At 64.5% G+C, this 21,353-nt stretch carries 21 protein-coding genes; 14 read left to right on the plus strand and 7 right to left on the minus strand.

All coding sequences use genetic code 11. The features are described 5' to 3' along the window. The first annotated feature begins 65 nt into the window (after positions 1 to 65). The 4 genes from AC0L3B_RS13930 to AC0L3B_RS13945 all read left to right on the plus strand — a co-directional run bounded on the left by AC0L3B_RS13930 (position 66) and on the right by AC0L3B_RS13945 (position 3,640). Entirely contained in the window at positions 66 to 446 is a 381-nt protein-coding gene (locus tag AC0L3B_RS13930) for a hypothetical protein (RefSeq protein ID WP_026232984.1), read from the plus strand. Between the two features lie 89 nt (positions 447 to 535). Beyond that, positions 536 to 739: a hypothetical protein gene (locus tag AC0L3B_RS13935; protein WP_026232985.1), complete on the plus strand. Its 204-nt coding sequence runs from the start codon at positions 536 to 538 to the stop codon at positions 737 to 739. Between the two features lie 258 nt (positions 740 to 997). After that, positions 998 to 2,131 carry a glycosyltransferase family 2 protein gene (locus tag AC0L3B_RS13940; RefSeq protein ID WP_085351076.1) on the plus strand — a complete coding sequence of 378 codons (1,134 nt, stop codon included), beginning with the start codon at positions 998 to 1,000 and terminating at the stop codon, positions 2,129 to 2,131. Positions 2,132 to 2,137: 6 nt separating this feature from the next. After that, positions 2,138 to 3,640, plus strand: coding sequence for a glycosyltransferase family 39 protein (locus AC0L3B_RS13945; protein ID WP_473380521.1), 1,503 nt, complete (start codon positions 2,138 to 2,140; stop codon positions 3,638 to 3,640). 25 nt (positions 3,641 to 3,665) lie between these two features. On the opposite strand, the gene AC0L3B_RS13950 is transcribed toward AC0L3B_RS13945, so the two are convergent. Together AC0L3B_RS13950 and AC0L3B_RS13955 are read right to left on the minus strand one after the other, a co-directional pair. Next, on the minus strand, positions 3,666 to 5,555 hold the full coding sequence (locus AC0L3B_RS13950; protein ID WP_473380522.1) for a CHASE2 domain-containing protein: 1,890 nt from the start codon (positions 5,553 to 5,555) through the stop codon (positions 3,666 to 3,668). Between the two features lie 75 nt (positions 5,556 to 5,630). After that, positions 5,631 to 6,155 (minus strand): FecR domain-containing protein, encoded by a 525-nt coding sequence (locus AC0L3B_RS13955; protein WP_473380523.1) that lies wholly within the window; start codon positions 6,153 to 6,155, stop codon positions 5,631 to 5,633. A gap of 647 nt (positions 6,156 to 6,802) precedes the next feature. Here AC0L3B_RS13955 and AC0L3B_RS13960 point away from each other — a divergent pair. Next, the gene (locus tag AC0L3B_RS13960; RefSeq protein ID WP_473380524.1) at positions 6,803 to 7,876 is read left to right on the plus strand and encodes a DUF2778 domain-containing protein; all 1,074 of its coding nucleotides are present in this window, start codon (positions 6,803 to 6,805) and stop codon (positions 7,874 to 7,876) included. A gap of 72 nt (positions 7,877 to 7,948) precedes the next feature. Here the strand turns inward: AC0L3B_RS13960 and AC0L3B_RS13965 are convergent, their stop codons facing one another. Together AC0L3B_RS13965 and AC0L3B_RS13970 are read right to left on the minus strand one after the other, a co-directional pair. Next, positions 7,949 to 8,773 (minus strand): SDR family NAD(P)-dependent oxidoreductase, encoded by an 825-nt coding sequence (locus AC0L3B_RS13965; RefSeq protein WP_018455609.1) that lies wholly within the window; start codon positions 8,771 to 8,773, stop codon positions 7,949 to 7,951. A 22-nt stretch (positions 8,774 to 8,795) separates the two neighbouring features. Next, positions 8,796 to 9,629, minus strand: coding sequence for a MurR/RpiR family transcriptional regulator (locus AC0L3B_RS13970; RefSeq protein WP_018455610.1), 834 nt, complete (start codon positions 9,627 to 9,629; stop codon positions 8,796 to 8,798). Positions 9,630 to 9,764: 135 nt separating this feature from the next. On the opposite strand from AC0L3B_RS13970, the gene AC0L3B_RS13975 reads away from it, so the two are divergent. The 7 genes from AC0L3B_RS13975 (at position 9,765) to AC0L3B_RS14005 (ending at position 16,698) form a co-directional block, all read left to right on the plus strand. Beyond that, positions 9,765 to 11,057 carry an ABC transporter substrate-binding protein gene (locus AC0L3B_RS13975; RefSeq protein ID WP_231190578.1) on the plus strand — a complete coding sequence of 431 codons (1,293 nt, stop codon included), beginning with the start codon at positions 9,765 to 9,767 and terminating at the stop codon, positions 11,055 to 11,057. 106 nt (positions 11,058 to 11,163) lie between these two features. After that, positions 11,164 to 12,084, plus strand: coding sequence for a branched-chain amino acid ABC transporter permease (locus tag AC0L3B_RS13980; protein WP_473380525.1), 921 nt, complete (start codon positions 11,164 to 11,166; stop codon positions 12,082 to 12,084). 5 nt (positions 12,085 to 12,089) lie between these two features. Then, positions 12,090 to 13,133 (plus strand): branched-chain amino acid ABC transporter permease, encoded by a 1,044-nt coding sequence (locus AC0L3B_RS13985; RefSeq protein WP_085385040.1) that lies wholly within the window; start codon positions 12,090 to 12,092, stop codon positions 13,131 to 13,133. After that, on the plus strand, positions 13,130 to 13,873 hold the full coding sequence (locus AC0L3B_RS13990; RefSeq protein WP_204511622.1) for an ABC transporter ATP-binding protein: 744 nt from the start codon (positions 13,130 to 13,132) through the stop codon (positions 13,871 to 13,873). The genes AC0L3B_RS13985 and AC0L3B_RS13990 overlap by 4 nt, the downstream gene beginning before the upstream one ends. Beyond that, positions 13,870 to 14,571: an ABC transporter ATP-binding protein gene (locus AC0L3B_RS13995; RefSeq protein ID WP_018455615.1), complete on the plus strand. Its 702-nt coding sequence runs from the start codon at positions 13,870 to 13,872 to the stop codon at positions 14,569 to 14,571. Before AC0L3B_RS13990 ends, AC0L3B_RS13995 begins: the two co-directional genes overlap by 4 nt. Beyond that, positions 14,572 to 15,231, plus strand: a complete 660-nt coding sequence (locus tag AC0L3B_RS14000; RefSeq protein WP_204511621.1) for an ATP-binding cassette domain-containing protein — start codon at positions 14,572 to 14,574, stop codon at positions 15,229 to 15,231. Positions 15,232 to 15,261: 30 nt separating this feature from the next. After that, positions 15,262 to 16,698: an NAD-dependent succinate-semialdehyde dehydrogenase gene (locus tag AC0L3B_RS14005; protein WP_473380526.1), complete on the plus strand. Its 1,437-nt coding sequence runs from the start codon at positions 15,262 to 15,264 to the stop codon at positions 16,696 to 16,698. An 18-nt stretch (positions 16,699 to 16,716) separates the two neighbouring features. Here AC0L3B_RS14005 and AC0L3B_RS14010 read toward each other — a convergent pair whose 3' ends face one another. The 3 genes from AC0L3B_RS14010 to AC0L3B_RS14020 all read right to left on the minus strand — a co-directional run bounded on the left by AC0L3B_RS14010 (position 16,717) and on the right by AC0L3B_RS14020 (position 19,431). Continuing rightward, positions 16,717 to 18,075, minus strand: a complete 1,359-nt coding sequence (locus tag AC0L3B_RS14010; protein ID WP_204511619.1) for a caspase family protein — start codon at positions 18,073 to 18,075, stop codon at positions 16,717 to 16,719. Between the two features lie 110 nt (positions 18,076 to 18,185). Then, positions 18,186 to 18,824, minus strand: a complete 639-nt coding sequence (locus tag AC0L3B_RS14015; RefSeq protein WP_085361708.1) for a glutathione binding-like protein — start codon at positions 18,822 to 18,824, stop codon at positions 18,186 to 18,188. 13 nt (positions 18,825 to 18,837) lie between these two features. Next, on the minus strand, positions 18,838 to 19,431 hold the full coding sequence (locus AC0L3B_RS14020) for a cysteine hydrolase family protein (RefSeq protein ID WP_204511618.1): 594 nt from the start codon (positions 19,429 to 19,431) through the stop codon (positions 18,838 to 18,840). A 129-nt stretch (positions 19,432 to 19,560) separates the two neighbouring features. Between AC0L3B_RS14020 and AC0L3B_RS14025 the strand changes: the two genes are divergently transcribed. Together AC0L3B_RS14025 and lepB are read left to right on the plus strand one after the other, a co-directional pair. Beyond that, entirely contained in the window at positions 19,561 to 20,394 is an 834-nt protein-coding gene (locus AC0L3B_RS14025) for a LysR family transcriptional regulator (RefSeq protein ID WP_018455621.1), read from the plus strand. A gap of 109 nt (positions 20,395 to 20,503) precedes the next feature. Then, a complete protein-coding gene (gene lepB, locus AC0L3B_RS14030; protein ID WP_204511617.1) occupies positions 20,504 to 21,250 on the plus strand; it encodes a signal peptidase I in 747 nt (248 codons plus the stop codon). Positions 21,251 to 21,353: the final 103 nt, after the last annotated feature.

Raw genomic sequence — 21,353 nt, forward strand, 5'->3', positions numbered from 1 at the left:
GTGATTGGCCAGTTGCGACGTCCCGTCTAAGCTCGCGATAGGATCTGCGAAAAAAGGAGAACAAGATGCGGATGCTGATGGTGGGAGCGGCGCTCGTCATGATGACATCTGCTGCCATGATATCTTCAGTTATGGCCGACGATGACGATGCCAAGGGTGCGCAGAAGCTCGCCACGCAGGGCCGCGACGATTATTGGCATTGCCTGGCGCGGGAATATTCGCGCGTCGGCAATCAGGGCCTGTCGGAACAGGATTTTGGCCGCTCCGTCGCCGGAGCCTGTCCGTCGGAGCGACAATACTACCGGGTGGCACTGCTCGATTATCTCACCGCGCAATATCCGGATATTGATGCCGGCGCCCATCTCGCGACCGCGAACAGGGCGGTGGAGGCGGCGCAGAAGGACATCGTGACGGCCTTCGTCAAGCACAAGCCGCCGCAGAAATAGCCCATTGAACCGGTGCGTCCGGCAAGCCCTTCCGGCAGCGCGCTCATCCATGGTATCACTGGGCGCATCTGGAACAGGGATGGGTTTCCATGTCGTCTGAGTCGGTGGGGGGCATTTTGGGCGCGATCGTCGCGGCGATTGTGCTTGCGGTCGCCGTCGTCTTTGGGCCGATCGGCCAGTACGGCAAGCCGCCCAAGCCTGCGAAGGCCGAGCCGGCCGGGGCTGCGGCGCCGGCGGCCCCTGCCGCGCCCGTGCCGCGAGGGCCGGTGATCAAGGAAGTCCCGAACCAGTAAGCGCGTGAAAAAGGCATCTTTCGCCCCTTGTAAAGCGGCGTTACCGTTCCCATTTAGCTTCTAACGGCGACGTTGAGCGAAAAACTCCGGCGCTGGAACGACCTTGGAATAGCACAGGCTGCGCCGGATGTACGCGCGGCCCGCCCTTCCGGGGTCGTTGGCATTTTTGGCCCCTTTTGGGGCCGCCCCCCAGAGAAACCCTGGCTTGCTGGCGCAAGTTCTTGGCAGCACAGGACGCGGCGGATATACGCTGCCGTCATGAATGAAGCGATCAGACCGGGCTCCGACATCCCACAGAAGGCTTCGCCGGCGCCCGAATTGTCGGTCGTCGTCCCGACCTTCAACGAACGCGACAATGTCACGGTGCTGTACCGGCGGCTGGAGGCCGTGCTGGCCGGCATCGCCTGGGAGGTCGTGTTCGTCGACGATAATTCGCCTGATGGCACCTGGGACGTCGTGCGCGCGCTGGCCCAGCGTGATAGCCGCGTGCGCTGTGTCCGCCGTATCGGCCGCCGCGGCCTGTCGGGGGCCTGCATCGAGGGCATCCTGGCCTCCAGCGCGCCCTATGCGGCCGTGATCGACGCCGACCTCCAGCACGACGAGACGCAACTGCCGAAGATGCTGTCGCTGCTCGCGAGCGGGCAGGCCGAACTCGTGGTCGGCAGCCGCTACATCGAGGGCTACAAGAGCGAAGGCTTCAACAAGCAGCGCGCCGGCGCCAGCGCGCTGGCAACGGAACTCGCCAGGAAAGCGCTGCGGGTCGAGATCGCCGATCCCATGAGCGGCTTCTTCATGGTTCGCCGCGACCGCTTCGAGCAGCTCGCGCCGAAACTTTCCGTGCACGGCTTCAAGATCCTGCTCGACCTCGTCGCAAGCGCTAACGGCACCTTGCGCGCCATCGAAATTCCCTACACGTTCGGCGAGCGCCAGCACGGCGAAAGCAAGCTCGATTCCATGGTCGCGCTGGATTTTCTCGGCCTCGTTCTGGCGAAGTTCACCAACGATGCTGTCTCGTTACGCTTCCTGCTGTTCGCGATGGTCGGCGGGATCGGCCTCGTGGTGCATCTCACCACCCTGTTCATATCGCTCGAGCTGTTCAAGGAGCCGTTCGCGGAAGCGCAGGCCTCCGGCGCCATCGTCGCAATGACCAGCAATTTCGTCCTCAACAACTTCCTCACCTACCGCGACCAGCGGCTGAAGGGCTTTGCACTGCTGCGCGGCCTGATCGCGTTCTACATCGTGTGCAGCGTCGGCCTGCTCGCCAATGTCGGCGTCGCCTTCTCGGTCTACGACCAGGAGCCGATCTGGTGGCTTGCGGGTGCGGCCGGGGCGCTGATGGGCGTGGTGTGGAACTACGCGATGTCCGGATTGTTCGTCTGGCGCAAGAAATAGCTCACGATGGGCGGGGCTGACGCGCGGATCGTCCGCAATACGGCGCTGGTGACCGTTGCGCTGGTCGGCTTGCGGCTCGTCGCAGCCGCCTTCACGCCGATCACCTTCGACGAAGCCTATTACTGGATGTGGTCGCAGAACCTCGCCGGGGGGTACTACGACCACCCGCCGATGGTTGCCTACGTCATCCGCGCCGGCACCCTGATCGCCGGCGACACCGAGCTCGGCGTTCGCGTGGTCTCGATCCTGCTCGCGCTGCCGATGAGCTATGCGGTCTATCGCTCCGCCGCGATCCTGATCGGCGGCGCGCGGGTGGCCGCGACCAGCGCCATCCTGCTCAATGTAACGCTGCTGGCCTCGGTTGGCACGCTGATTGTCACGCCCGATGCGCCGCTTCTGGTTGCCTCCAGCTTCGTGCTGTTCTTTCTCGCCAAGGTGCTGGAGAGCGGCCGCGGCATCTGGTGGCTCGCGGTCGGCGCAGCCGTCGGTGCGGCGCTCCTGTCCAAATACACCGCGATGTTCTTCGGGCTGGCGATCCTGATCTGGATCGCTGCCGTGCCGAAACTGCGGCACTGGTTTCTCTCGCCCTGGCCGTATCTGGGCGGTTTCGTTGCGCTCGCGTTGTTCTCGCCGGTGATCCTCTGGAATGCCGATCATCAATGGGTCTCGTTCGCAAAGCAGCTCGGGCGCGCCAGGATCGAGGATTTTCGTCCGGTCTTCATCGCCGAGCTGATTCCGACGCAGATCGCGTTCGCAACCCCGCTGGTGTTCATCCTCGGCGCGATGGGGCTGCACGCGCTGACCTGGCGCCGGGCCGGCGCACTCGCCTCGCGCGTGCTGATCGAGACGATGTTCTGGACCATCGTCGCCTATTTCGTCTGGCATTCGCTGCATGCCCGCGTCGAGGCCAACTGGTTCGCGCCGGTCTATCCGCCCTTCGTCATCGCGGCGGCCGCCGCCGCCAATCTGGTGCAGTGGAAGCCGCGGCAGCGTCGCCTGGTGGATTTCTGCCTGCGCTGGGCCGCACCCACCGGCATCGTGATGTTTGCCGCGCTGATCGTGCAGGCCAATACCGGCTGGCTGTCCGGCTATCGCCGCGATGCGACCGTGCGCAGCGTCGGCGTCGGCTGGCGCGAGCTCGCTGCCGAAATCGAAGCGGTGCGAGCTCGCAATGGCGCGACCTGCGTGCTTGCCCCGGACTACGGCACGACGGGCTGGCTCGCCTTCTATCTGCCGCGCGGCAGCTGCGTGGCGCAGCAAAACCAGCGCATCCGCTGGGCCAACATGCCCGAGCCGGATCCAAAGCTGCTTGCGGGCAAACTGATCTATGTCGACGAGCTGCGCTCTGACGGCCATCCCGCCGTCCACGATCTCTTTGCCAAGGTGACGCAGGTCGCGCAATTGCAGCGCAAGCGCGGCCCGCTCGTGATCGAGACTTACAGCATCGATCTGCTCGAAGGCGCCAAGGGCGACGTGCTGGACCGCTCGCCGCCGCCGGAAGCGCGGTAGCTCTCCTCGGAACGACGACGAAAGTTCAGTTGATCATCTCGGCCTTGGTCGAGGCCTGGTTCGGCCTGTCCTGGTCGCGCCAGAACCAGACGCTCACGACGCCGGAGCGGCCGCGGACCTGCGTGAGCAGGGGGCCCGACAGAACGCCGTCGGGACCGCCCTGAAAGTCGGCCGCATCCAGCAGCGTATCGCTGAGCGCGAGCCGCGCGCCGTTCTGAACGGCAACCTCCATCAACCGGCTCGCGACGTTGACGGTGTCGCCCGTCGCCGTGATGTGCTGATGGCTTTCGCCGAGGCGCGAGGCGACGATCGGGCCGAAATGCGCACCGATCTTGAAGCCGAGCTGATCCCTGATCGCAGGCGGCAGCGACGCGATCCAGCGTTCGACGCCGCGGTGCAGGTCGATCGCGCATTTCAGCGCGCGTGCGGCGTCGTCGGGCATCGCGCCGGGCAGGCCGAACAGGATCATGGCGCCGTCGCCGAGAAAGCCGCTGATCATGCCGCCGCAATCGACCGCGGTCTTCTCGATCAGCGCGTGAAACGCCTTCAGAATGTCCTGGAGTTCGCCCGGATCGATCCGCTCGCTCAGCGCCGTGAAGCCGGAGAGATCGATGAAGACCACGGCGGCGTCCTGCCGGACAGGTGTCGACAGGAAATTCGGATCGCGCGCCAACCACTCCTGCACGGCCGGCGCCTGGAATTGCGCGAGCGACCGGCTCTTGGCTGCGAAATATTGCGTGCGGCGGCCTCCCGCCCATAATTGCACGCCGGCAAAGACCGCAACCGGCGGCACGGCTGCGGCGAGCGTGGTCGCGGCGTTCAGCCAGACGCCGTGCGTGAACGCAAACAGATTGAATCCGGTCCAGGCGATCATCACCGCGGCCGCCGCGACGATGCCGAGCGCGCTGCGCCGGCAGGCGAGCAGGCCCACAAGCAGCATCGGCAACAGGATCGCGATGAGCGCGTCGGCGATGTGGACCTTGCGGTCGCGCACGATGCTGTCGCCGGCGACGAGATGGGTGATCGCGGTGGAGACCACTTCGACGCCGGGCATTAGAGAATCGAACGGTGTTGGGTAAAAATCACCGCCGCCGGCGACCGAGGCCCCGATCACGACGATCCGGTTCTCGATCGCCGCGCGACTTAACGTGCCGTCGAAGATGCTCTGTGCGGTGACGGTGCGGATGGTCCGGCGCGGGCCGTAATAGGTGATCGGTAACGCGAAGTCGGTATCGGTGGGCACCGCGCGGTCGCCGAGCATCAGATGGTCCGGCGCGATCGTCAGCGACTTGTCGAGCGCGCGCGCCGCGACCCGCAACGGAAAGGACAGCTCGACCTTGTCGCTCGTCCGGAACAGCATCGGCACCGAGAGCGGTGAGCCCGATTGTCCGGTCGCAACATTGACGACGCCGACTTCGGCATGATCGGCGAACGCCGGCAAGGGCAGCAGGAAGCGCTCGGCCTGCGGCAGGGCGGCGAGGGGGCCTTGGCCGCTGGTCTCCACGGTCTCGCTGGCGGACGGGAAGATCGCTGCGGCGGCAAGGACGATGGGACCCGTAGCCAGCGTATTTGCCAGCGTAGCGTCGCCGATCGCAGCGCTGCGATCGACCAGCAGCAGGTCGATCGCGACGACCTTCGGCTTGAACTGCACGATGGTGTCGACGACGCGGGCGAGATCGGCGCGCGGCAGCGGATAGCTGCCGCCGCGCTTCACGACGGTGTCGTCGATCGCGACGATGGTGACGAGATCGGGCGGAACCCGCACGCCGCGGACCTGCGTCCGCCAATCCGCCAGCGTCGCCTCGAGGCGATCGAGAAACCGCAGATGACCGTTGGCGTGACCGGCATAGATGCCCGCGCCCCACAGTGCGGTGAGGACGAGTGCCACCAGGATCTGAACGCGTCGGCTACTCATGTGGTCGTGTTGCAATTTCTCTATCGTCCAAATGCTGTTCGCCGCGCCCAGGTGACCCGAACCATTGGCCAAGTCTTACTGACCAAGTCTTGCCATCAACGCGTCGACGCGCGGCTGGCCCCATGTCTTGACCGTCAACGGGCCTGTGGCTTCCACGTCGACGCCTTGGCCACGGTCTAATACCACGCTGCGCCCACCATTCCTGCGGCTCACGCCGACACGGCCGTCAGCCACGAAGACGGAGGTCTTGGCCTCTGCGACATCGACCGCCCATTTCGTGCCGCGCACCGCGGCGATCGCCTGCGGCGTCAGCACCTTGAAGGGATTGCCGCCGGGCTTCTTGGGCACCTCGACCAGCAGCGCTTTGCTGCTCAACTCCACCGAGTCTATATGTCCGTCGCGGTTAGCGTCCTTAAGTTCAAATCTGGCACCGCTTTCGGCAACGATCGTGATGCCGTTGTTGCAGCGCCAGGTCTGCGTACCGGCAGCAGATGGCGTCGCCGTGCAGCCCACATTGGCGGCAGGCTGGGCAATCGCGTGTCCGATCAACAGAAACGACCCCGCCAGAGCGAAAAACCCTGCGCGCACGAACTCTCTCATGCCAGCCTCCGTTTGCGTGCTCGGCACAGTTCAAGGCGATCTTGATACGGTACCGTATCACACGCAGAGGCTGCTGAAAAGTGCCGGTTGCCGTAGCTATTTTCTCGCTGCGGCCTTTTCCAGTGCGGTGCGATCAACTTTCGGTCAGGGCACCTGCTCGCGTGCGCGGTGTAGCTGCTGACAACCGCGCTGCGGCTGCGGAGCAGAGGGTGCTTGCGCACCAGCCTCGCGCAACGCTTCCCCCGCTATCTTCCGGGTATTGAACACCACGAAAACGACTTGGTTGGATGGCCTTAGAGATGCGGCCGGAGACGGTCGCCGGCAACGCCAATCCCGCCGAGAATTATAGTTAACAGACGCCCTTAAGTCCGTAGTTCTGCGGGCTTTTTTCTCGAAATGGGACACCCCAACGGGTTGCCTCACATCCGCCCGAACTTAATCCGCATTTAACTAAAAGTGGCCTTAATGACGCTCCGACCCTCTGCGAGATGCTGTTCCCGGATCGTGACCAGCGGCGCTTCGAAGGGGGACCGAGTGACACCGTTCTGGACCCAAGGCGAATGAGTACGAGTATCGCTGCGCAAGGCATCGCGGCACGAAAGTCCAAAGGATTCTCGAGCAATTCCTATCGGAAGCCTTCCCGGAAAATGACCACCCAAAACGTGCTTGGCGCCGCCGTGATCGGCTGCGTCGTGCTTGGCGCCGGCTGGACCATCTACAGCAACATCTTTGCCGCCAGCGTCTATCCGACCGTCGGCAGCAGCGGCTACGACGAGCCCGTGATCAAGCGGGCGCCCAGGGTCGCGCTGCGCGAGGCCGGTGAGGCCGTCAAGGACGCCTTTGCGCTCTTGCCCGACCGCTTCCAGGTGGCAGCGCCGATCTCGCGCGAGATGTTCAACGATCGCTTTGCCGCGGCTGCGACCCAAGGCGTGACATCGAATGCGGCCAGCGCCGCGCCCGCAACCAAGGTCGCCGAAGCCAAGGACGCGCCGAAGCCGAGCGTGATCGCGAGGGTCGCGGAAGTCCTGAAGCCAGGTCCCGCCAAGATCGCTGACGCTGCGAAGTCCAAGCGCGGCGCTGACGCGCCGCTGCAGCTTGCCTCGGCAGATCCGGCCGAGATCGTGCCGGCGCCTGAGGCGAAGCCAAAATCGATTGCCGATCGCGCCAAGGCTGCGGTGATGTCGATTACCGGACCGCGCCAGTCGATGGTGGAAAAGCTCTGGGGCAAGCGCGAGCCGTCCGGTGGGCTGCTCGCCTATGCCTCGGCCGACGCCAGCGTGACCGCCTCCATCGCGCCGAGGGAGCAGAACCCCATGCTCGGCGGTTCGGCGCCCTATGAGCGTGACACCGCGGTCTACGACATCTCCGCTAAAACGGTTTACTTGCCCGACGGCACCAAGCTCGAGGCGCATTCCGGCCTCGGTTCCAACCTCGACGACCCGCGCTCCTCGCGCGTCCGCATGCGCGGTGTGACGCCGCCGCATATCTACACGCTGAAACCGCGCGAGGCGCTGTTTCACGGCGTGCCTGCGCTGCGCCTGACCCCGATTGGCGGTGAGAGCGCGATCTACGGCCGCGACGGCCTGCTCGCGCATACCTTCATGCTCGGGCCCAACGGCGATTCCAACGGCTGCGTGTCGTTCAAGGATTATTACGCGTTCCTCGACGCCTACCGCAACAAGGGCATCCGCAAGCTCGCGGTGCTGGCGCGCGTGGACTAGGCTCAGTCAATTCGAGATCACGCAAAGGGCCGCTTGCAGCGGCCCTTTTCTGTTTCGCTTCGCGCGTGCGTTTTAGCCCGGCCAGCACTGCCCGCCGCCGTCGATCCGCAGCACCTGACCGGAAACGAAGGCGCCCATGGGCCCTGCGAAGAATTCGACAACGCGCGCGACCTCGTCGACGGTTGCGATCCGGTCGAGCGTGCCGGTCTCGACCATTCTGTCGGGGTCGACTGCACGCGTTCCGAGGAAGCGGCCGGTGCGGGTATCTCCGGGCGCGATGCAGTTGACGGCGACGTCGTAGGGGCGGAGCTGGTCGGCCAGGCATCGCGTGTAATGGGTCACGCCGGCCTTCGAGACCGCATAGATCGAGCCTTGGGTACGTCCCTTGAAAGCGGCGACGGAGCCAAGCGTCACGATGCGGCCTCGTCGGCGCTCCATCATGCCGCGCGCGACCGCCTGGCATGTCAGGATGGTGGAGAGCAGATTGCGCTCCAGCACCGCGCGCACGTCGGCCTCCTTGATATTCACCGCATCGTTCGGATCGGGCTTGCCGCCCCCGGCCGCGATATCGCCCCCGGCATTGTGCACGAGAATGTCGATCGGGCCGAGTGCCGCTTCGGTCTCCGCGATGACGCGTGCGATGTCCTCGCCCTTGGTGAGATCGCCGAGCACGCGCTGGCTGCGAACGCCGAATTCGCGGCCGATCTCGACGGCGACCGCGGTGAGGGTGGTGCCCTCGCCATACTCGGCCGGCCCGTTCTCGCGCATGCCGTGGATGGCGACGTCAGCGCCGAGCGCGGCAAGCTTCTCTGCAAAAGCGCGGCCGAGCCCGCGCCCCGCGCCGGTCACCAGTGCAACTTTGCCTGCCAGAAGCTTGTTGGTGTCATGCGATGTCATGATCTTGTTCCTGTTGTGAATGTCAGTCTGCGGCGAGGTCGAGGCCGATCGCCAACGCCTGCACGAGGCACATCGGTGCGACAAGCGTACGCAGCGCGGGCTCAGGCATGTCCTGGATCTCGAACACGACGCTCGCGCCCTCGACGATCGGGCTCAAAAGGCTGTCGGTGATGGAAATCGTGGGCACGCCCCGCGCGACGAGTTCGGGAAACAAGCGCGCCGTATCCGGATAGTAATTTCGGAAGCTGATCGCGACCAGCGCGTCGTCTGATGTCGCCGCGTGCGACTGCTCGTGGATGCTGCCGCCAAGGCCGTCGAGCAGGACGACGCGCCGTCCGAGCTTGCGCAGCACGTAGGCGAGGTGGATCGCAACCGGGAACGAGCCGCCCAGGCCGAGCAGATAGATGTCACGTGCCTTGGCAAGGATCGCGGTTGCGGCGTCGAGTTCGCGCGCATGGACGGATTGGCTGAGCGTGACCAGCGATGATTGCGCTTCGGACACGAAACGCGACAAGACCGCGGCCGGCTGGCGGCCGAGCACTGACTTCTCCTGGCTCTTCATGCGGGCGAGGCGCGCCTTGTAGCTTGGCGCGACGCCGGCGACGAGACGGGAGCGGAACACCTGCTGCATCTCGGTGAAGCCGCCGAACCCGAGCGCATGCGCGAAGCGAACGATCGCCGACGGCGGCACCCCTGAGCGCTGCGCCACCTCCGCCACGGTGCCGAGTGCGACATCAGTCGGGTGATCGAGCACGAACTCCGCGATCTGCTGTAACCGGCCGGACAGTGCCCGGTGCCGCTGCGCGATCGCGCCGCGCAGTTCGTCATAAGTCATGGCGCCAGCCGCCTTGTTCATCGAGTCGGATCTCCGGATCGGCCGCCTGTTTAACGGCATTTCACCATTTGGATCAAATATTCTACTTTACATAACATATGGAATGAATATTCTAATCCCACAAGAAGCAAAAGACTTCGGAAACGGGAGGACACGATGAGAGGGCGTCAGATCTCACGGCGAAGCGTTCTGAAGGGCAGCTTGATGGCGAGCGTCATCGGCGGCGCCGGCAGCTTCTTTGGGCCGTGGCGGCAGAATCATGCCTGGGCGCAAGGCGCGAAACCGATCAAGCTGGGCCTGACGTGCGATGCCAGCGGTCAATACGGCAACAGCGGCCAGGATGATTTCCGCGGCATCAAGATGGCGATCGACGAGATCAACGCCAAAGGTGGCGTACTCGGGCGCCAGGTCACGTTCATCACGGCGGACACCGAGACGACGCCAGCTACCGGCAGCCGCGTCGCGGAACGTTTCATCACCCGCGAGGACTGCACCATCCTGATCGGCGCGCTGCATTCGGGCGTCGCCAACGCCATCACACAGGTCGCTAGCAAATATGGTGTGATCTACATGAACACCAATTCCTCCGCGCCCAGCGAAGCCGGGGAGAACTGCTCGCGCGTGAAATTCGTATGGGACGGCAACGGCACCAATTTTTCCAAGGCGTCGGTCAAGAACGCGGTGGACTCCATCGGCAAGAACTGGATGCTGCTGACCAACGACTATGTCTGGGGTCACACGACGTCTGCCGCGACCAGGACGCAGGTCGAGAGCGCCGGTGGCAAGATCCTCGACAATCTGCTGGTGCCGCAGAACACGCGCGACTTTACTGCCTATCTGCTGAAGATCCAGCAGGCCAAGCCCGATGTTGTGGCGACCGCAGTTGGCGGCGACGATATCAAGGCATTGCGCGAGCAGGTGGCGCAGCTCAAGCTCGACGGCAAGCCGGCCTGGATCAACAACCAGCAGGACTGGCCCGATGTGTGGGGCGCGCCCGACAGCCTGTTCGGCGTGTTCGGCACCACCTGGTATCACAAGCTGCCGCTGCCCGGCGTCGCCGAATTCGTCAAGAAGTGGCAGGCCGCCAACAAGGACGGCCCGATCCCGGTGCCGGGCAACGTCTCCTACAACGGCTACATGTCCACGCGCGAACTGCTCCGTGCGATCGAGCGGGCAGGGTCGACCAACAACGTCAAGATCATCAAGGAGCTCGAGAACCTGAAGGTCTCGGCGACCGATCGCATGCAGCATTTCGACGCCTACATGGATCCGATGACGCACCAGATGCAGCAGACGATCTATCTGGCGCGGCGCAACGCCAAGCCGGTCGACAATACCGATCTGTTCGAGATCATCAGCTGGACGGAGCCGAAATCGGCCGCCGATGATGCGGCACCCGGCAAGTGCAAGCTCACCCCCTACGAGCAGGTGCCGACCGTCGACTCCTAGAGACGGTGCGTCACATCGCAGAACGAGCGGCGCGCATCTCGCGCGCCGCGCCTCCGGGACCGTCAGCCTCCCGGATGACACATGCCAGTTGCGAGAGCCAAAAACCTTGTTCGACCTTCTTCCGCATCTCCTCAACGGCCTGACGCTCGGCCTGTTGTTCGCGCTGATCGCACTCGGCTTCATGCTCATCGTCGGGCTGATGGAGCAGATCAACCTCGCGCACGGCTCCCTGTTCGCGCTCGGGGCTTATGTCGCCATGCAGCTCACGGGGCCGCGCCCTCCATTGCCGATGGAACTTGCGAAAGCGTGGCTCGCGCTGCCGCTCGGCTGGCGCTATGCGGCGACGTTGATCATTGCTCCCGTGATCGTGAGTCTGGTCGGCATGCTGATCGAGCTCTGCATGCGGCGCACTTACGGCAAGGATCCGCTCTACGGGCTGCTCCTGACCTTCGGCGCCACGATGGTGATCGAAGAGATGATCCGCCTGGTGTGGGGCACGCGCGACTACGTGCTGCAGGTGCCGTCCGCCATCAACGGCGGCTTCCTGTTCGGCGACCTGATCTGGTCGACCTATCGCTTCTACGCAGCGGGCATCGCGGCCGGGGTCATCGGCCTGGTCTGGCTGTTGATCGAAAAGACCTCGTTCGGTGCGACGGTCAAGGCCGGCGCGCATGACAGCGAGATCGTTCGCGCGCTCGGCATCAACCTGTCGCGGTTGCGGATGCTGGTCTTCGTGTTCGGCACGATGCTGGCCGCGATCGCGGGCATCATCGTCGCGCCGATCTGGGGCATTCGCCCGCATATGGGCGTCGATGCGGTCATTCCTGCGTTCCTGGTGATCGTGCTCGGGGGCGTCGGCAGCTTTTGGGGTGCGGTCGTGGCGGGTCTTTTGGTCGGACTGTGTGTCGGCCTTGCCGGCGCCTACGCGTCCGAATGGTCGCTGTTGTCGATGTACATCTTGCTCGTGGCCGTCGTGACGTTCCGCGCGCGCGGCCTCTGGGGCAAAAAAAGCGTGCTCGAGGCCTAAAGGGAATGATTGTGGGACCAAAATCTTCACCGGACGCTGCGCGCCTCGTGACGCCGACGATGCTGGTGCTCTGGCTCGTGCTTGCAACGGTGCCGCTCTGGATCACGCGGATCGGGCTCTATCCCTATCTCGGGATCGAGATCCTGATCTGGTCGCTCTATGCGCTCGCATTCAACCTGGTGCTGGGCACCGCCGGACTTCCGTCGTTCGGTCATGGTGCCTATTTCGGCATCGGCGCCTACGCGTTCGGTCTCTGTCAGTTCGACATCGTCGCCAATCTCTGGATATGCCTGATTGCCGCGGCCGCGGCGGCAGGTCTCGCCGGCGTGCTGGTGGCGCTGTTCATCTCGCACAGGCGCGGCATCTATTATGCCTTCATGACGATTGCCTTCGGCCAGATCTTCTGGACGTTGGCGATAAAATCGCACCGGATCACCGGCGGCGAAGACGGCCTTCTCAAGATCAAACGGTTGCCGGCCGATTTCGGGCTTGTGTCGTTCGATCTCAACGACAATGTCGCGTTCTACTATTTCGTGCTCGCCGTCTTTGCGGTCGGCACCGCCGCATTGTGGAGGCTGGTGCACTCGCCCTATGGCCGCGTGGTCGCTGCGATCAGGCAGAGCGAAGTTCGCGCGAGCCATCTCGGCTATAATGTGTGGCTCTACAAAGTCGCGATCTTTGCGCTGTCGGCCGCCGTCTCGGGGTTTGCCGGCGGATTGTTCGCCATGGCGCAGCTCGCCGCATTCCCCGACGTCATGAGCCTGCATCAATCCGGCTACGTCGTGATGATGACGCTCGTCGGCGGTGGCCTCGTCAGCTTCTGGGGTCCGGTGATTGGCGTATTTCTCTTCCTCACCGCCCGAGACGTGATCGGTGCGCTGACCAATGCCTGGATGCTCTATTTTGGTCTGCTCTTCATCGCCATCGTGCTGTTTCGCCCCGAGGGCATTGCCGGCGCGATATCCGCTGCCGTGCAGCAGCACTCACTCGGCGCCTTACGGCAGCGCGGTACCTCGGCGATGCGGCTGCTGTTCGGGAGCGGGCGATGAACATGATCGAAGCCGCAGCCGTTCATGTCCGCTTCGGCGATCGGGTCGTGCTGGAGAGCGTCGATCTCGCGGTCGCGGAGGGCGAGTTTCACGGCGTGATGGGCCCGAACGGCGCCGGCAAAACCACGTTCTTCAATGTCCTCACCGGCCGGGTGAAACCGAACCGTGGTCGAGTCCTGCTCGCCGGCGAGGATGTCACGGGCCTCAGCCCGCACCGCATCGCCACCAAGGGCATCGCCCGCTCGTTTCAAATCATGACACTGTTCGACGAATTCTCCGCGCGTGACAACGTCATGATGGGCTTGCCCGAGTTTCGCGCCCGTGGCCACGATGTCGCGCGCGCAGCGGCGGGCGACAGCCGGCTTGCCGCGAAGGCCTCTGAATCGCTGGCGGCAGTTGGGCTTGCCGACAAAGGCGACATCCGCGCCAAGGACCTGTCCTATGGCGACCGGCGCGCGCTGGAGATCGCGGTCGCCCTGGCGCAGGCGCCCCGGGTGCTGTGCCTGGACGAGCCGACGTCCGGCCTCGGCTCCGACGGGGTGCACCGGCTCGCAGCCCTGATTGCTCGCCTGAAGGGGCGGCTGACCATCGTCGCCATCGAGCACGATATGGAGTTCCTGTTCTCGTTGGCTGACCGGATCTCGGTCATCCATTGGGGCCAGGTGGTGGCGCGCGGAACGCCACACGAACTGCAGCAGAACGAATGGGTGCGGCGCTCCAATCTCGGGAAGTTCGCATGATCCTCGAAGTGGACGCGGTCGATACCTTTTACGGCGAGACCCAGGCGCTGTTCGGCGCCTCGCTTGCCATCGAGCACGCCAAGGTGTTTGCGCTGCTCGGCCCTAACGGCGCCGGCAAGACGACCATGCTCCGCTCGATTCTGGGGCTGACGCGTCCGCGCCGCGGCTCCGTTTGTTTCGACGGTCACGACGTCACGCGCGATCCGACCCACGAGATTGCGCGCGCCGGCATCGGCTGGGTACCCGACGACCGCCGGCTGTGTCCGACATTGACGGTTGCGCGCAACCTGTCGATCGCGCAAAAGCGCACGCGCTTTCGCCACTGGAGCGTCAAGGAGGCCGCTGCGATCTTCTCACCGCTCGAATATCTCATGGAGCGCGACTGCGAAAACCTGTCGGGCGGCGAAATGCAGATGGTGGCGATCGCCCGCGCGCTGGTCGGCTCGCCGGGATTGGTGCTGTTCGACGAGCCGAGTCAGGGATTGGCGCCGAAAATCGTCGGCGACGTGCTCGCGACGATCTTGCGCATGAAGGACGAGGGCATTGCCTCGCTGGTCGTGGAGCAGAACGCCGAGATCGCGCTGGCGGTCGCAGACCATGCCGCGGTGATCGATCGCGGCCGGATCGTCTGGACCGGGGAGGCCGCGGCCTTGCGCGATGACCGCGGGCTTCGTCAGTGCTTGCTGGGAGTACAATAAGTGGCCGCACCGCTGCTCGTTCTCGACGACGTTCGAAAGGTCTATACACGGGGCCGCGTGATCCGCCGACCGACATTCACGTTACAGGCAAACCTGTCGCTGGACGAACCTGATATCGTTGGTGTCGTCGGCCCGAATGGCGCCGGCAAGACGACCTTGTTCGAGATGATGACGGGCTCGAACGCCCCGACCTCCGGGCGCGTGCTGGTCGCGGGCACCGATATCCATGGTGTCAAATATCGCGAGCGCGACCGGCTCGCGATCCACTATCACCAATCCTATCAGGTTAGGCGCTTCCGGAAGCGCATTCCGTCCGCCTTCCTGGCGCCGTCGCCAACCCGGACGCCGCTGGTTCACCTGTTCGACGAACCGCAGTTCAACCTGCAGGATGGCTATATCGGCTTCATGCTCGATTTCTTCCGCAAGCTGCGCGACGAGGGGCGGCTGGTCGTGCTCTGCATGCATCCGACGGCGGCCTGGCACCTCGACATCCTTGCCGAGATCGCCGGGCGATTCCTCTTTGTGGCCGGCGGTGGGGTGACACGCATGGCCGATTTCGGCGCTCTGGTCGCCGAGCCACGCTTCCGCTCCTATCTGGGGCCGGAGATGACAAAGGCGGCGGACGCGATTTGTCACCGAGCTATTCCTATCCCGACCTAACGCAGAAAAAAGCGACCACAGGAGAATCCGTTGGCCTATTCGAACACCCAGCTTTTCATTGGCGGCAAATGGCGACCGGCCCATTCGGGCAAGGTGATCGAGGTCCGCAATCCCGCGACTGAAGAGGTGATCGGCACCGTCGCCCATGCGGGACGGTCCGACCTCGACGAGGCACTCGCCGCAGCCAGCGCCGGCTTGAAAATCTGGCGAAACGTTGCTCCCTTCGAGCGCTGCCGCATCATGCGCAAGGCCGCCGCGATCATGCGCGAGCGCAATGAGGAGATCGCGCCGCTGCTCACGATGGAGCAGGGCAAGACGCTCGGCGAGGCCAAGATGGAGGCGATGGCCGCCGCCGACGTGATCGAGTGGTTTGCGGAGGAAGCCAAACGCGCCTATGGCCGCCTGATCCCCGCGCGCGGCCCGGGCATCTACCAGCTCGCGATCAAGGAGCTGGTCGGCCCGGTTGCGGCGTTCGCGCCCTGGAACTTTCCGATCAATCAGGTCGTGCGCAAGCTCTCCGCCGCACTCGGCGCCGGCTGCTCGATCATCGTCAAGGCCCCGGAGGAGACGCCGGCCTCGCCCGCACAGCTGATCCGCGCGTTTGCGGACGCTGGCGTGCCCGATGGCGTCATCAACCTGGTCTACGGTATTCCTGCCGAGATCTCCGAATATCTCATTCCGCATCCGGTGATCCGCAAGATCTCGTTCACAGGCTCGACCCATGTCGGCAAGCAGCTCAATGCGCTCGCGGGCCTGCACATGAAGCGTGCCACCATGGAGCTCGGCGGTCATGCGCCGGCGATCGTTTTCAAGGACGCCGACGTCACATCGGCGGCCAAGATTCTGGCGGCAGCAAAATATCGCAATGCCGGGCAGGTTTGCATCTCGCCGACGCGGATGCTGGTCCAGGATGACGTGTTCCGTGAATTCGTCGACACATTTGTCGACAGCGCCAAGTCGTTCAAGGTCGGCAACGGCCTCGATCCCGAATCCAAAATGGGCTCGCTTGCCAATCCGCGCCGTGTCACCGCCATCGAAGGCATGGTGCAGGATGCCGTCGGCAAGGGGGCAAAGCTCGAGACCGGCGGTAAACGCGTCGGCAACAAGGGCCATTTCTTCGAGCCGACGGTGGTGAGCGACGTGCCGAAGGATGCGCGCGCCATGAACGAGGAGCCGTTCGGCCCGCTCGCGCTGATTTCACGCTTCTCGTCGTTCGACGAGGTGGTCGAGGAGGCCAACCGCTTGCCGTTCGGGCTGGCGTCCTACGCCTTCACAAGCTCGGCAAAGACGGCGGCTGCGATCGGTTCGGCAGTCGAAGCCGGCATGATGTCGATCAACAGTTTTGGTCTGGCGCTGCCCGAAGTGCCGTTCGGCGGCATCAAGGATTCCGGCTACGGCTCGGAGGGCGGCACCGAGGCGATGGAGGGTTATTTCAACACCAAGTTCATCAGCCAGACGGGCGTGTGACCGGCCGGGGATGCGCAGCTAGCGTTTGACGAAAACCAGATTGCAGGCCCGCGCCTCGTTGCGCTTGCCGGTTCCGCGGGTGCGATCGAACTGCGCATCGACCGTAAAGGCGTAGGGCGAGCCGGGCGCTAGATTGTTCAGCGTGTACGCGCTCGCTCCCGTCGTGCCGCGCGCGCTCAAGGTGGTCTTGCCGTCCGCCGGGATCTGGCCGTCGATCTCGAGCCGGTTGATGTTGTTGCCCGGACCCTGCGCCTCGGCATGAAGCACGCCGTTCGTGACGGTGGCGACCAGAGGTCTGGTGAAGCCCTGCGCCTTGCCGGTGGCCAAGCAGTTCAACGTCACGTCCCAGCTGCCGTCAAAATCCTTGCTTCCGCCGCTCCGGCCGTTGCCTGACGGCGCGAGCGCCACCTTCTGCTTCAGCCCCTCGATTCGAGCTTTGGCGAGCGTGGCGAAGATGCAATTCGGGAATCTCGCGAGGTGATCCTCGAAAGCGCCCAGCGTGCCGATGCCGTCGGCAGCCTTCCAGTGTGCTTCTGCTGCTGCGCAAGGGTCAGCCCGGGGCGCGGCTTGTGGCGCCGCCGGCGCCACCGTGACTGACACCGGTCCGTTCAGGTAGAACTTGCCGATGATCGACAGCGACAGCTCCGGGAGTTGGGTCTTGCCGCTGGAATCGTAGACGTCGCTGCTGATGTCGCGAAAGACTTCGCCGATCTCCTGCGGCTCCTCGATGTGCTTCAGGAACGCCGTCGTATAGGGGCTGTTGCGGCCGCTGCCATCGGCCGCCGTCTGCCCGGACTGGGTTGAGAACGACACGATCGTGCCGCGCGGTGCTTCGACTTTCGACAGGCCCCGCCCGATCGAGGCGCCGCGCGTCATGCCGGCGGAGCGTTTCAAGGTTTCGGCCAGCGGATTGTCGCGGCAGGAATCGAGGATGAGGATGCGCAGGTTCTTGGCCTGCTGCAGGTCGTTCACGATGTCGTCCACCCGCACGAAGCGCTTCAGGTCGGCTTCGTCGCTCAGCACGGCATCGACAGGCATCAGATAGTTCACGCCGTTGTACTGCATCGCATGGCCGCTGTAGTAGAACATGGCGACGTCGGCTTTGCTCGCGGCGCGCGCGAAGCGGATGGTGAGGTCCTGCATGTCAGCTTGGCGCAGGTCGATGCCCTGGAGCACCTCGAAGCCGCTGCGCTTGAGCGAGGCGGCGACGTCTTCGGCATCGTGCGACGGGTTGGGAAGCTGCGCCGTACTGGCATAGGCGCCATTGCCGATCACCAGGGCGACGCGGGTTTCCGCCGATGCCGGCGCAACGGAAAGCCAGCAGGCCAGGAGGGCAAGGCAAAGTCCGGCCGGGCAAAATCTGGAAAGAGCACGCATGAATGCCTTCCAAGGAAATGTCGAAAAATATCCCTCCAGATTAGCGCATGCCGCGCCGACATCAATGCCCTGCCGGAGCACCGCTCAGATTTCCCGGCCGTGACATCCTGTCACGCCGGGCTCGCCGCCATCGTCTTGCGGACGGCCATTTCGGTCGCAATCGCGTCCCGCACGGCCGGTCGCGCCTGCATGCGCGCGAGATAGGCCGACAACGATGGCCATTGCGCGACGTCGATTCCCGCGGGACGGAGCAACAGCAAAGCCCAGGTGAGATGGGCATCCGCGACGGTGAAGCTGTCGCCGACGAGGAATTCGCGGTCCGTCAGATGCGCGGCAGGCATCGATAATGTCTGCGCTATCCTTGCACGCGGCTTGGCGAGCGAGGCGTCGTCCTTGTACCAGAAGGTTGGAAACAGGAACGCCTTGTGGATCTCGGCCCCGACGAAACTGAGCCATTCCTGGAGCCGATACCGGTCGGGATTTCCGAAGGCGGGTGCAAGGCCCGCCTGCGGCTTTAGGTCGGCGATGTATTGCAGCACCGCGGCGCTTTCGGTCAGCCGTTCGCCATTCTCCAGCACCAGGACCGGCACCGCGCCCTTTGGGGAAACGCCGAGGAAATCGCTGCCGTCGTCCACGACCTGCTTGGTCTGGAGATGGACCGGATGATAGCGGGCCTCGATGCCCGCTTCCATCAGCGCGATGCGGCTCGCAAGCGAGCAGGCCATCGGTGAGAAATAGAGTTGCAGCATCGCCTACGCTCCTTCAGGTCAACGTCTCGGTTTGTGCGATGATCGCAAACCGGTCCGACAATTCGGCCAGGGCGACCTCGTGGATGATCCTTGCGGAGAGCGCTCCGCCGCGGCCGTCGGGAAGATCGCGTGTGGCGCAGGCATCGGCTGCGATCGTCGTGCGCAGGCCGAGGTCGAGCGCGGCGCGGGCGGTCGAGCTGATGCACATATGGGTCATGAAACCGGCCAGCACGATGTTCGTGCGTCCGGTTGCGGCCAGCCGGACTTGCAGGTCGGTGCCGGCAAAAGCGTTCGGCAGCGCCTTTTCGATCACGGCTTCGCTGGCGAGCGGCGCCACGTTCCTGACGATCGCGCCGCGCGCGGCCTCGCGGTCGAACAGGCTGCCGGCACGTCCCTTGTGCGCGATATGGAAGATCGCAGCGCCGCTCGCCCTCGCGCGGGCGAGCAGGCGCGCGGCGGCGGCGATTGCGGGCTCCGCGTCCGGCAAGGCGAGCGGCCCGGCGCAATATTCGTTCTGGATGTCGATTAGCACGAGGCAGGAATCGGCGAGCCTGGGCGGAGTGAGATCGGCGCCGGACAATTCAAGCAGGGTTTTTGGGGCGGTCATGCGGGTCCGGCCTTAAGGCATATCGGATAGCGCCACAGTAGCGCGGCGGCGGCCTGCCAATGTGCAGGACTATTGCAGCATATGGCTGCAAATTTGCAGGAGCCCGTCGTGCCTGCTAGGCTCATCGCCATGAACTGGGACGATCTGCGCATCATCGCCGCGGTCAGGGACGAGGGCACCTATGCCGGCGCCAGCGCGCGGCTGCGCATCGACGAGACCACCGTCGGCCGCAGGCTCGCGCGCATCCAGCGCGATCTCGGCGTGCCGCTGTTCGATGCGGTGGACGGCCAGCGCCGGCCGACGCGGAGTTGCGAGGCGGTGCTGGCGCATGTCGAGGCGATGGCCGCACATGCCGCCGAGATCGGTCGCGTCGGCGAGAGTCTTGCAGGCCCGGTGGGACGCCTGCGTATCGCCTCCACCAACACGGTTGCCGAGGAGGTTCTGTCGCCTCGCGCGAGCGACTTCCTGCGCGCCAATTCCGGCCTGACGCTGCAATTCCTCACCTCGAGCGAGAACGTCAAGTTCTCGCGCTGGGAAGCCGATCTCGCTATCCGGCTGCGCAAGCCCGACAAGGGCGACTTCGCGATCTCCAGGCTCGGTGACGTCAAGCTCTATTATTTTGAGCCTGTCACGACCGAAGGCGAGCCGGTGCTGTGCGCCTATCCGGACGAACTCGGTGCCATTCCTGAGATGCAATTCCTGCGTATGAAGCAAGCCCACGCGCGCTGCGTTACCGACAACGTTCGCGTCATCCGTAACCTGATCCGCGCGCATCAGGCCGCCGGCGTGTTGCCGGAGCATGTCTGCGCGGACTTACTCGGCGATCGCCGCCTGCGCGCCACGCTGCTGCCTGGGCGCCGCGACGTCTGGCTGCTGGTGCAGAACCATCTCAAGCGCGATCCGGCGACGCGGCTCACCATCGAATGGATCCGCCGCTGCTTCAGCGATCTCGCGCGCGGTTGATTGCGACCCATGAACGCGATCCGCGCGCGGCGCGACCAAGTTATGGGATTGCGTACGCGCGAGGGTTGCGTAATCTCGCGACGACTACGGGCTTGATCAGGGCAGGCGCATGACCACTCTTCAGGAAACCATCCACCCGCAGGCCAAAGCGCGGGAATGGAAGGCGATCGTCATCCTGATCCTCCTGATTCCGGTGCTGTGGTCGCCGCCGTTCCTGTTTCGCATCTTCCTGTTTCAGCCGTTCAACATCCCGTCCGGCTCGATGACGCCGACGCTGGTCGTCGGCGACTACGTCTTTGCTGCAAAATATGCCTATGGCTATGGCCGTTATTCGTTTCCCTTCGCGCCGTCGTGGATCTCCGGGCGTTTCCGGGCCACCGATCCCGAGTATGGTGACGTCGTCGTGTTCCGGACGCTAAAGGACACCCCGGTCGACTATGTCAAGCGCGTGGTCGGGCTGCCCGGTGATCGCATCCAGATGCGGCAGGGCCAACTCATCCTAAATGACCGCCCGGTGACGCGCGTCGCTCTGAAGCAGGCATTCGCCGGCTCCACCTGCGGCGTGGATGACGGTGCGAAGGCCAAGCGCTGGCGCGAGACGCTGCCGAATGGCGCGTCCTACGTGACGCAGGACTGTGTCGACAACGGCTACTACGACAACACCGACGTCTACACCGTGCCGCCGGGCCATTTCTTCGTGCTCGGCGACAATCGCGACAACTCGAGTGACAGCCGCGTGATGTCGTCGATCGGATTCGTGCCGATGGACAATCTGGTCGGCAAGGTGACGCGGATATTCTGGTCGCTCGACCAGCACGGCGAACCGCACACGGAGCGGCTGGGGAAGGTGTGGTGAAGCCCCACTGTCATTCCGGGCTCCGCGCTGCTCCGGGATGGGACCACCGAAGAAAAACAAAACCCCGGCATCGCTGCCGGGGTTTCGCATTTTGTCGTTTGCC

Source organism: Bradyrhizobium sp. Kon56, from assembly GCF_055807635.1.

Excerpts from the sequence above, each read along its gene's own strand:
- lepB (WP_204511617.1), top strand. The coding sequence starts at position 20,504 with ATGACCACTCTTCAGGAAACCATCCACCCGCAGGCCAAAGCGCGGGAA.
- AC0L3B_RS14020 (WP_204511618.1), bottom strand. The coding sequence starts at position 19,431 with ATGACCGCCCCAAAAACCCTGCTTGAATTGTCCGGCGCCGATCTCACT.
- AC0L3B_RS13955 (WP_473380523.1), bottom strand. The coding sequence starts at position 6,155 with ATGAGAGAGTTCGTGCGCGCAGGGTTTTTCGCTCTGGCGGGGTCGTTT.
- AC0L3B_RS13930 (WP_026232984.1), top strand. The coding sequence starts at position 66 with ATGCGGATGCTGATGGTGGGAGCGGCGCTCGTCATGATGACATCTGCT.
- AC0L3B_RS14025 (WP_018455621.1), top strand. The coding sequence starts at position 19,561 with ATGAACTGGGACGATCTGCGCATCATCGCCGCGGTCAGGGACGAGGGC.
- AC0L3B_RS14015 (WP_085361708.1), bottom strand. The coding sequence starts at position 18,824 with ATGCTGCAACTCTATTTCTCACCGATGGCCTGCTCGCTTGCGAGCCGC.
- AC0L3B_RS13995 (WP_018455615.1), top strand. The coding sequence starts at position 13,870 with ATGATCCTCGAAGTGGACGCGGTCGATACCTTTTACGGCGAGACCCAG.
- AC0L3B_RS13970 (WP_018455610.1), bottom strand. The coding sequence starts at position 9,629 with ATGAACAAGGCGGCTGGCGCCATGACTTATGACGAACTGCGCGGCGCG.
- AC0L3B_RS13945 (WP_473380521.1), top strand. The coding sequence starts at position 2,138 with ATGGGCGGGGCTGACGCGCGGATCGTCCGCAATACGGCGCTGGTGACC.
- AC0L3B_RS13960 (WP_473380524.1), top strand. The coding sequence starts at position 6,803 with ATGACCACCCAAAACGTGCTTGGCGCCGCCGTGATCGGCTGCGTCGTG.
- AC0L3B_RS13940 (WP_085351076.1), top strand. The coding sequence starts at position 998 with ATGAATGAAGCGATCAGACCGGGCTCCGACATCCCACAGAAGGCTTCG.
- AC0L3B_RS13975 (WP_231190578.1), top strand. The coding sequence starts at position 9,765 with ATGAGAGGGCGTCAGATCTCACGGCGAAGCGTTCTGAAGGGCAGCTTG.
- AC0L3B_RS13950 (WP_473380522.1), bottom strand. The coding sequence starts at position 5,555 with ATGAGTAGCCGACGCGTTCAGATCCTGGTGGCACTCGTCCTCACCGCA.
- AC0L3B_RS13985 (WP_085385040.1), top strand. The coding sequence starts at position 12,090 with ATGATTGTGGGACCAAAATCTTCACCGGACGCTGCGCGCCTCGTGACG.
- AC0L3B_RS13990 (WP_204511622.1), top strand. The coding sequence starts at position 13,130 with ATGAACATGATCGAAGCCGCAGCCGTTCATGTCCGCTTCGGCGATCGG.
- AC0L3B_RS13935 (WP_026232985.1), top strand. The coding sequence starts at position 536 with ATGTCGTCTGAGTCGGTGGGGGGCATTTTGGGCGCGATCGTCGCGGCG.
- AC0L3B_RS14010 (WP_204511619.1), bottom strand. The coding sequence starts at position 18,075 with ATGCGTGCTCTTTCCAGATTTTGCCCGGCCGGACTTTGCCTTGCCCTC.
- AC0L3B_RS13965 (WP_018455609.1), bottom strand. The coding sequence starts at position 8,773 with ATGACATCGCATGACACCAACAAGCTTCTGGCAGGCAAAGTTGCACTG.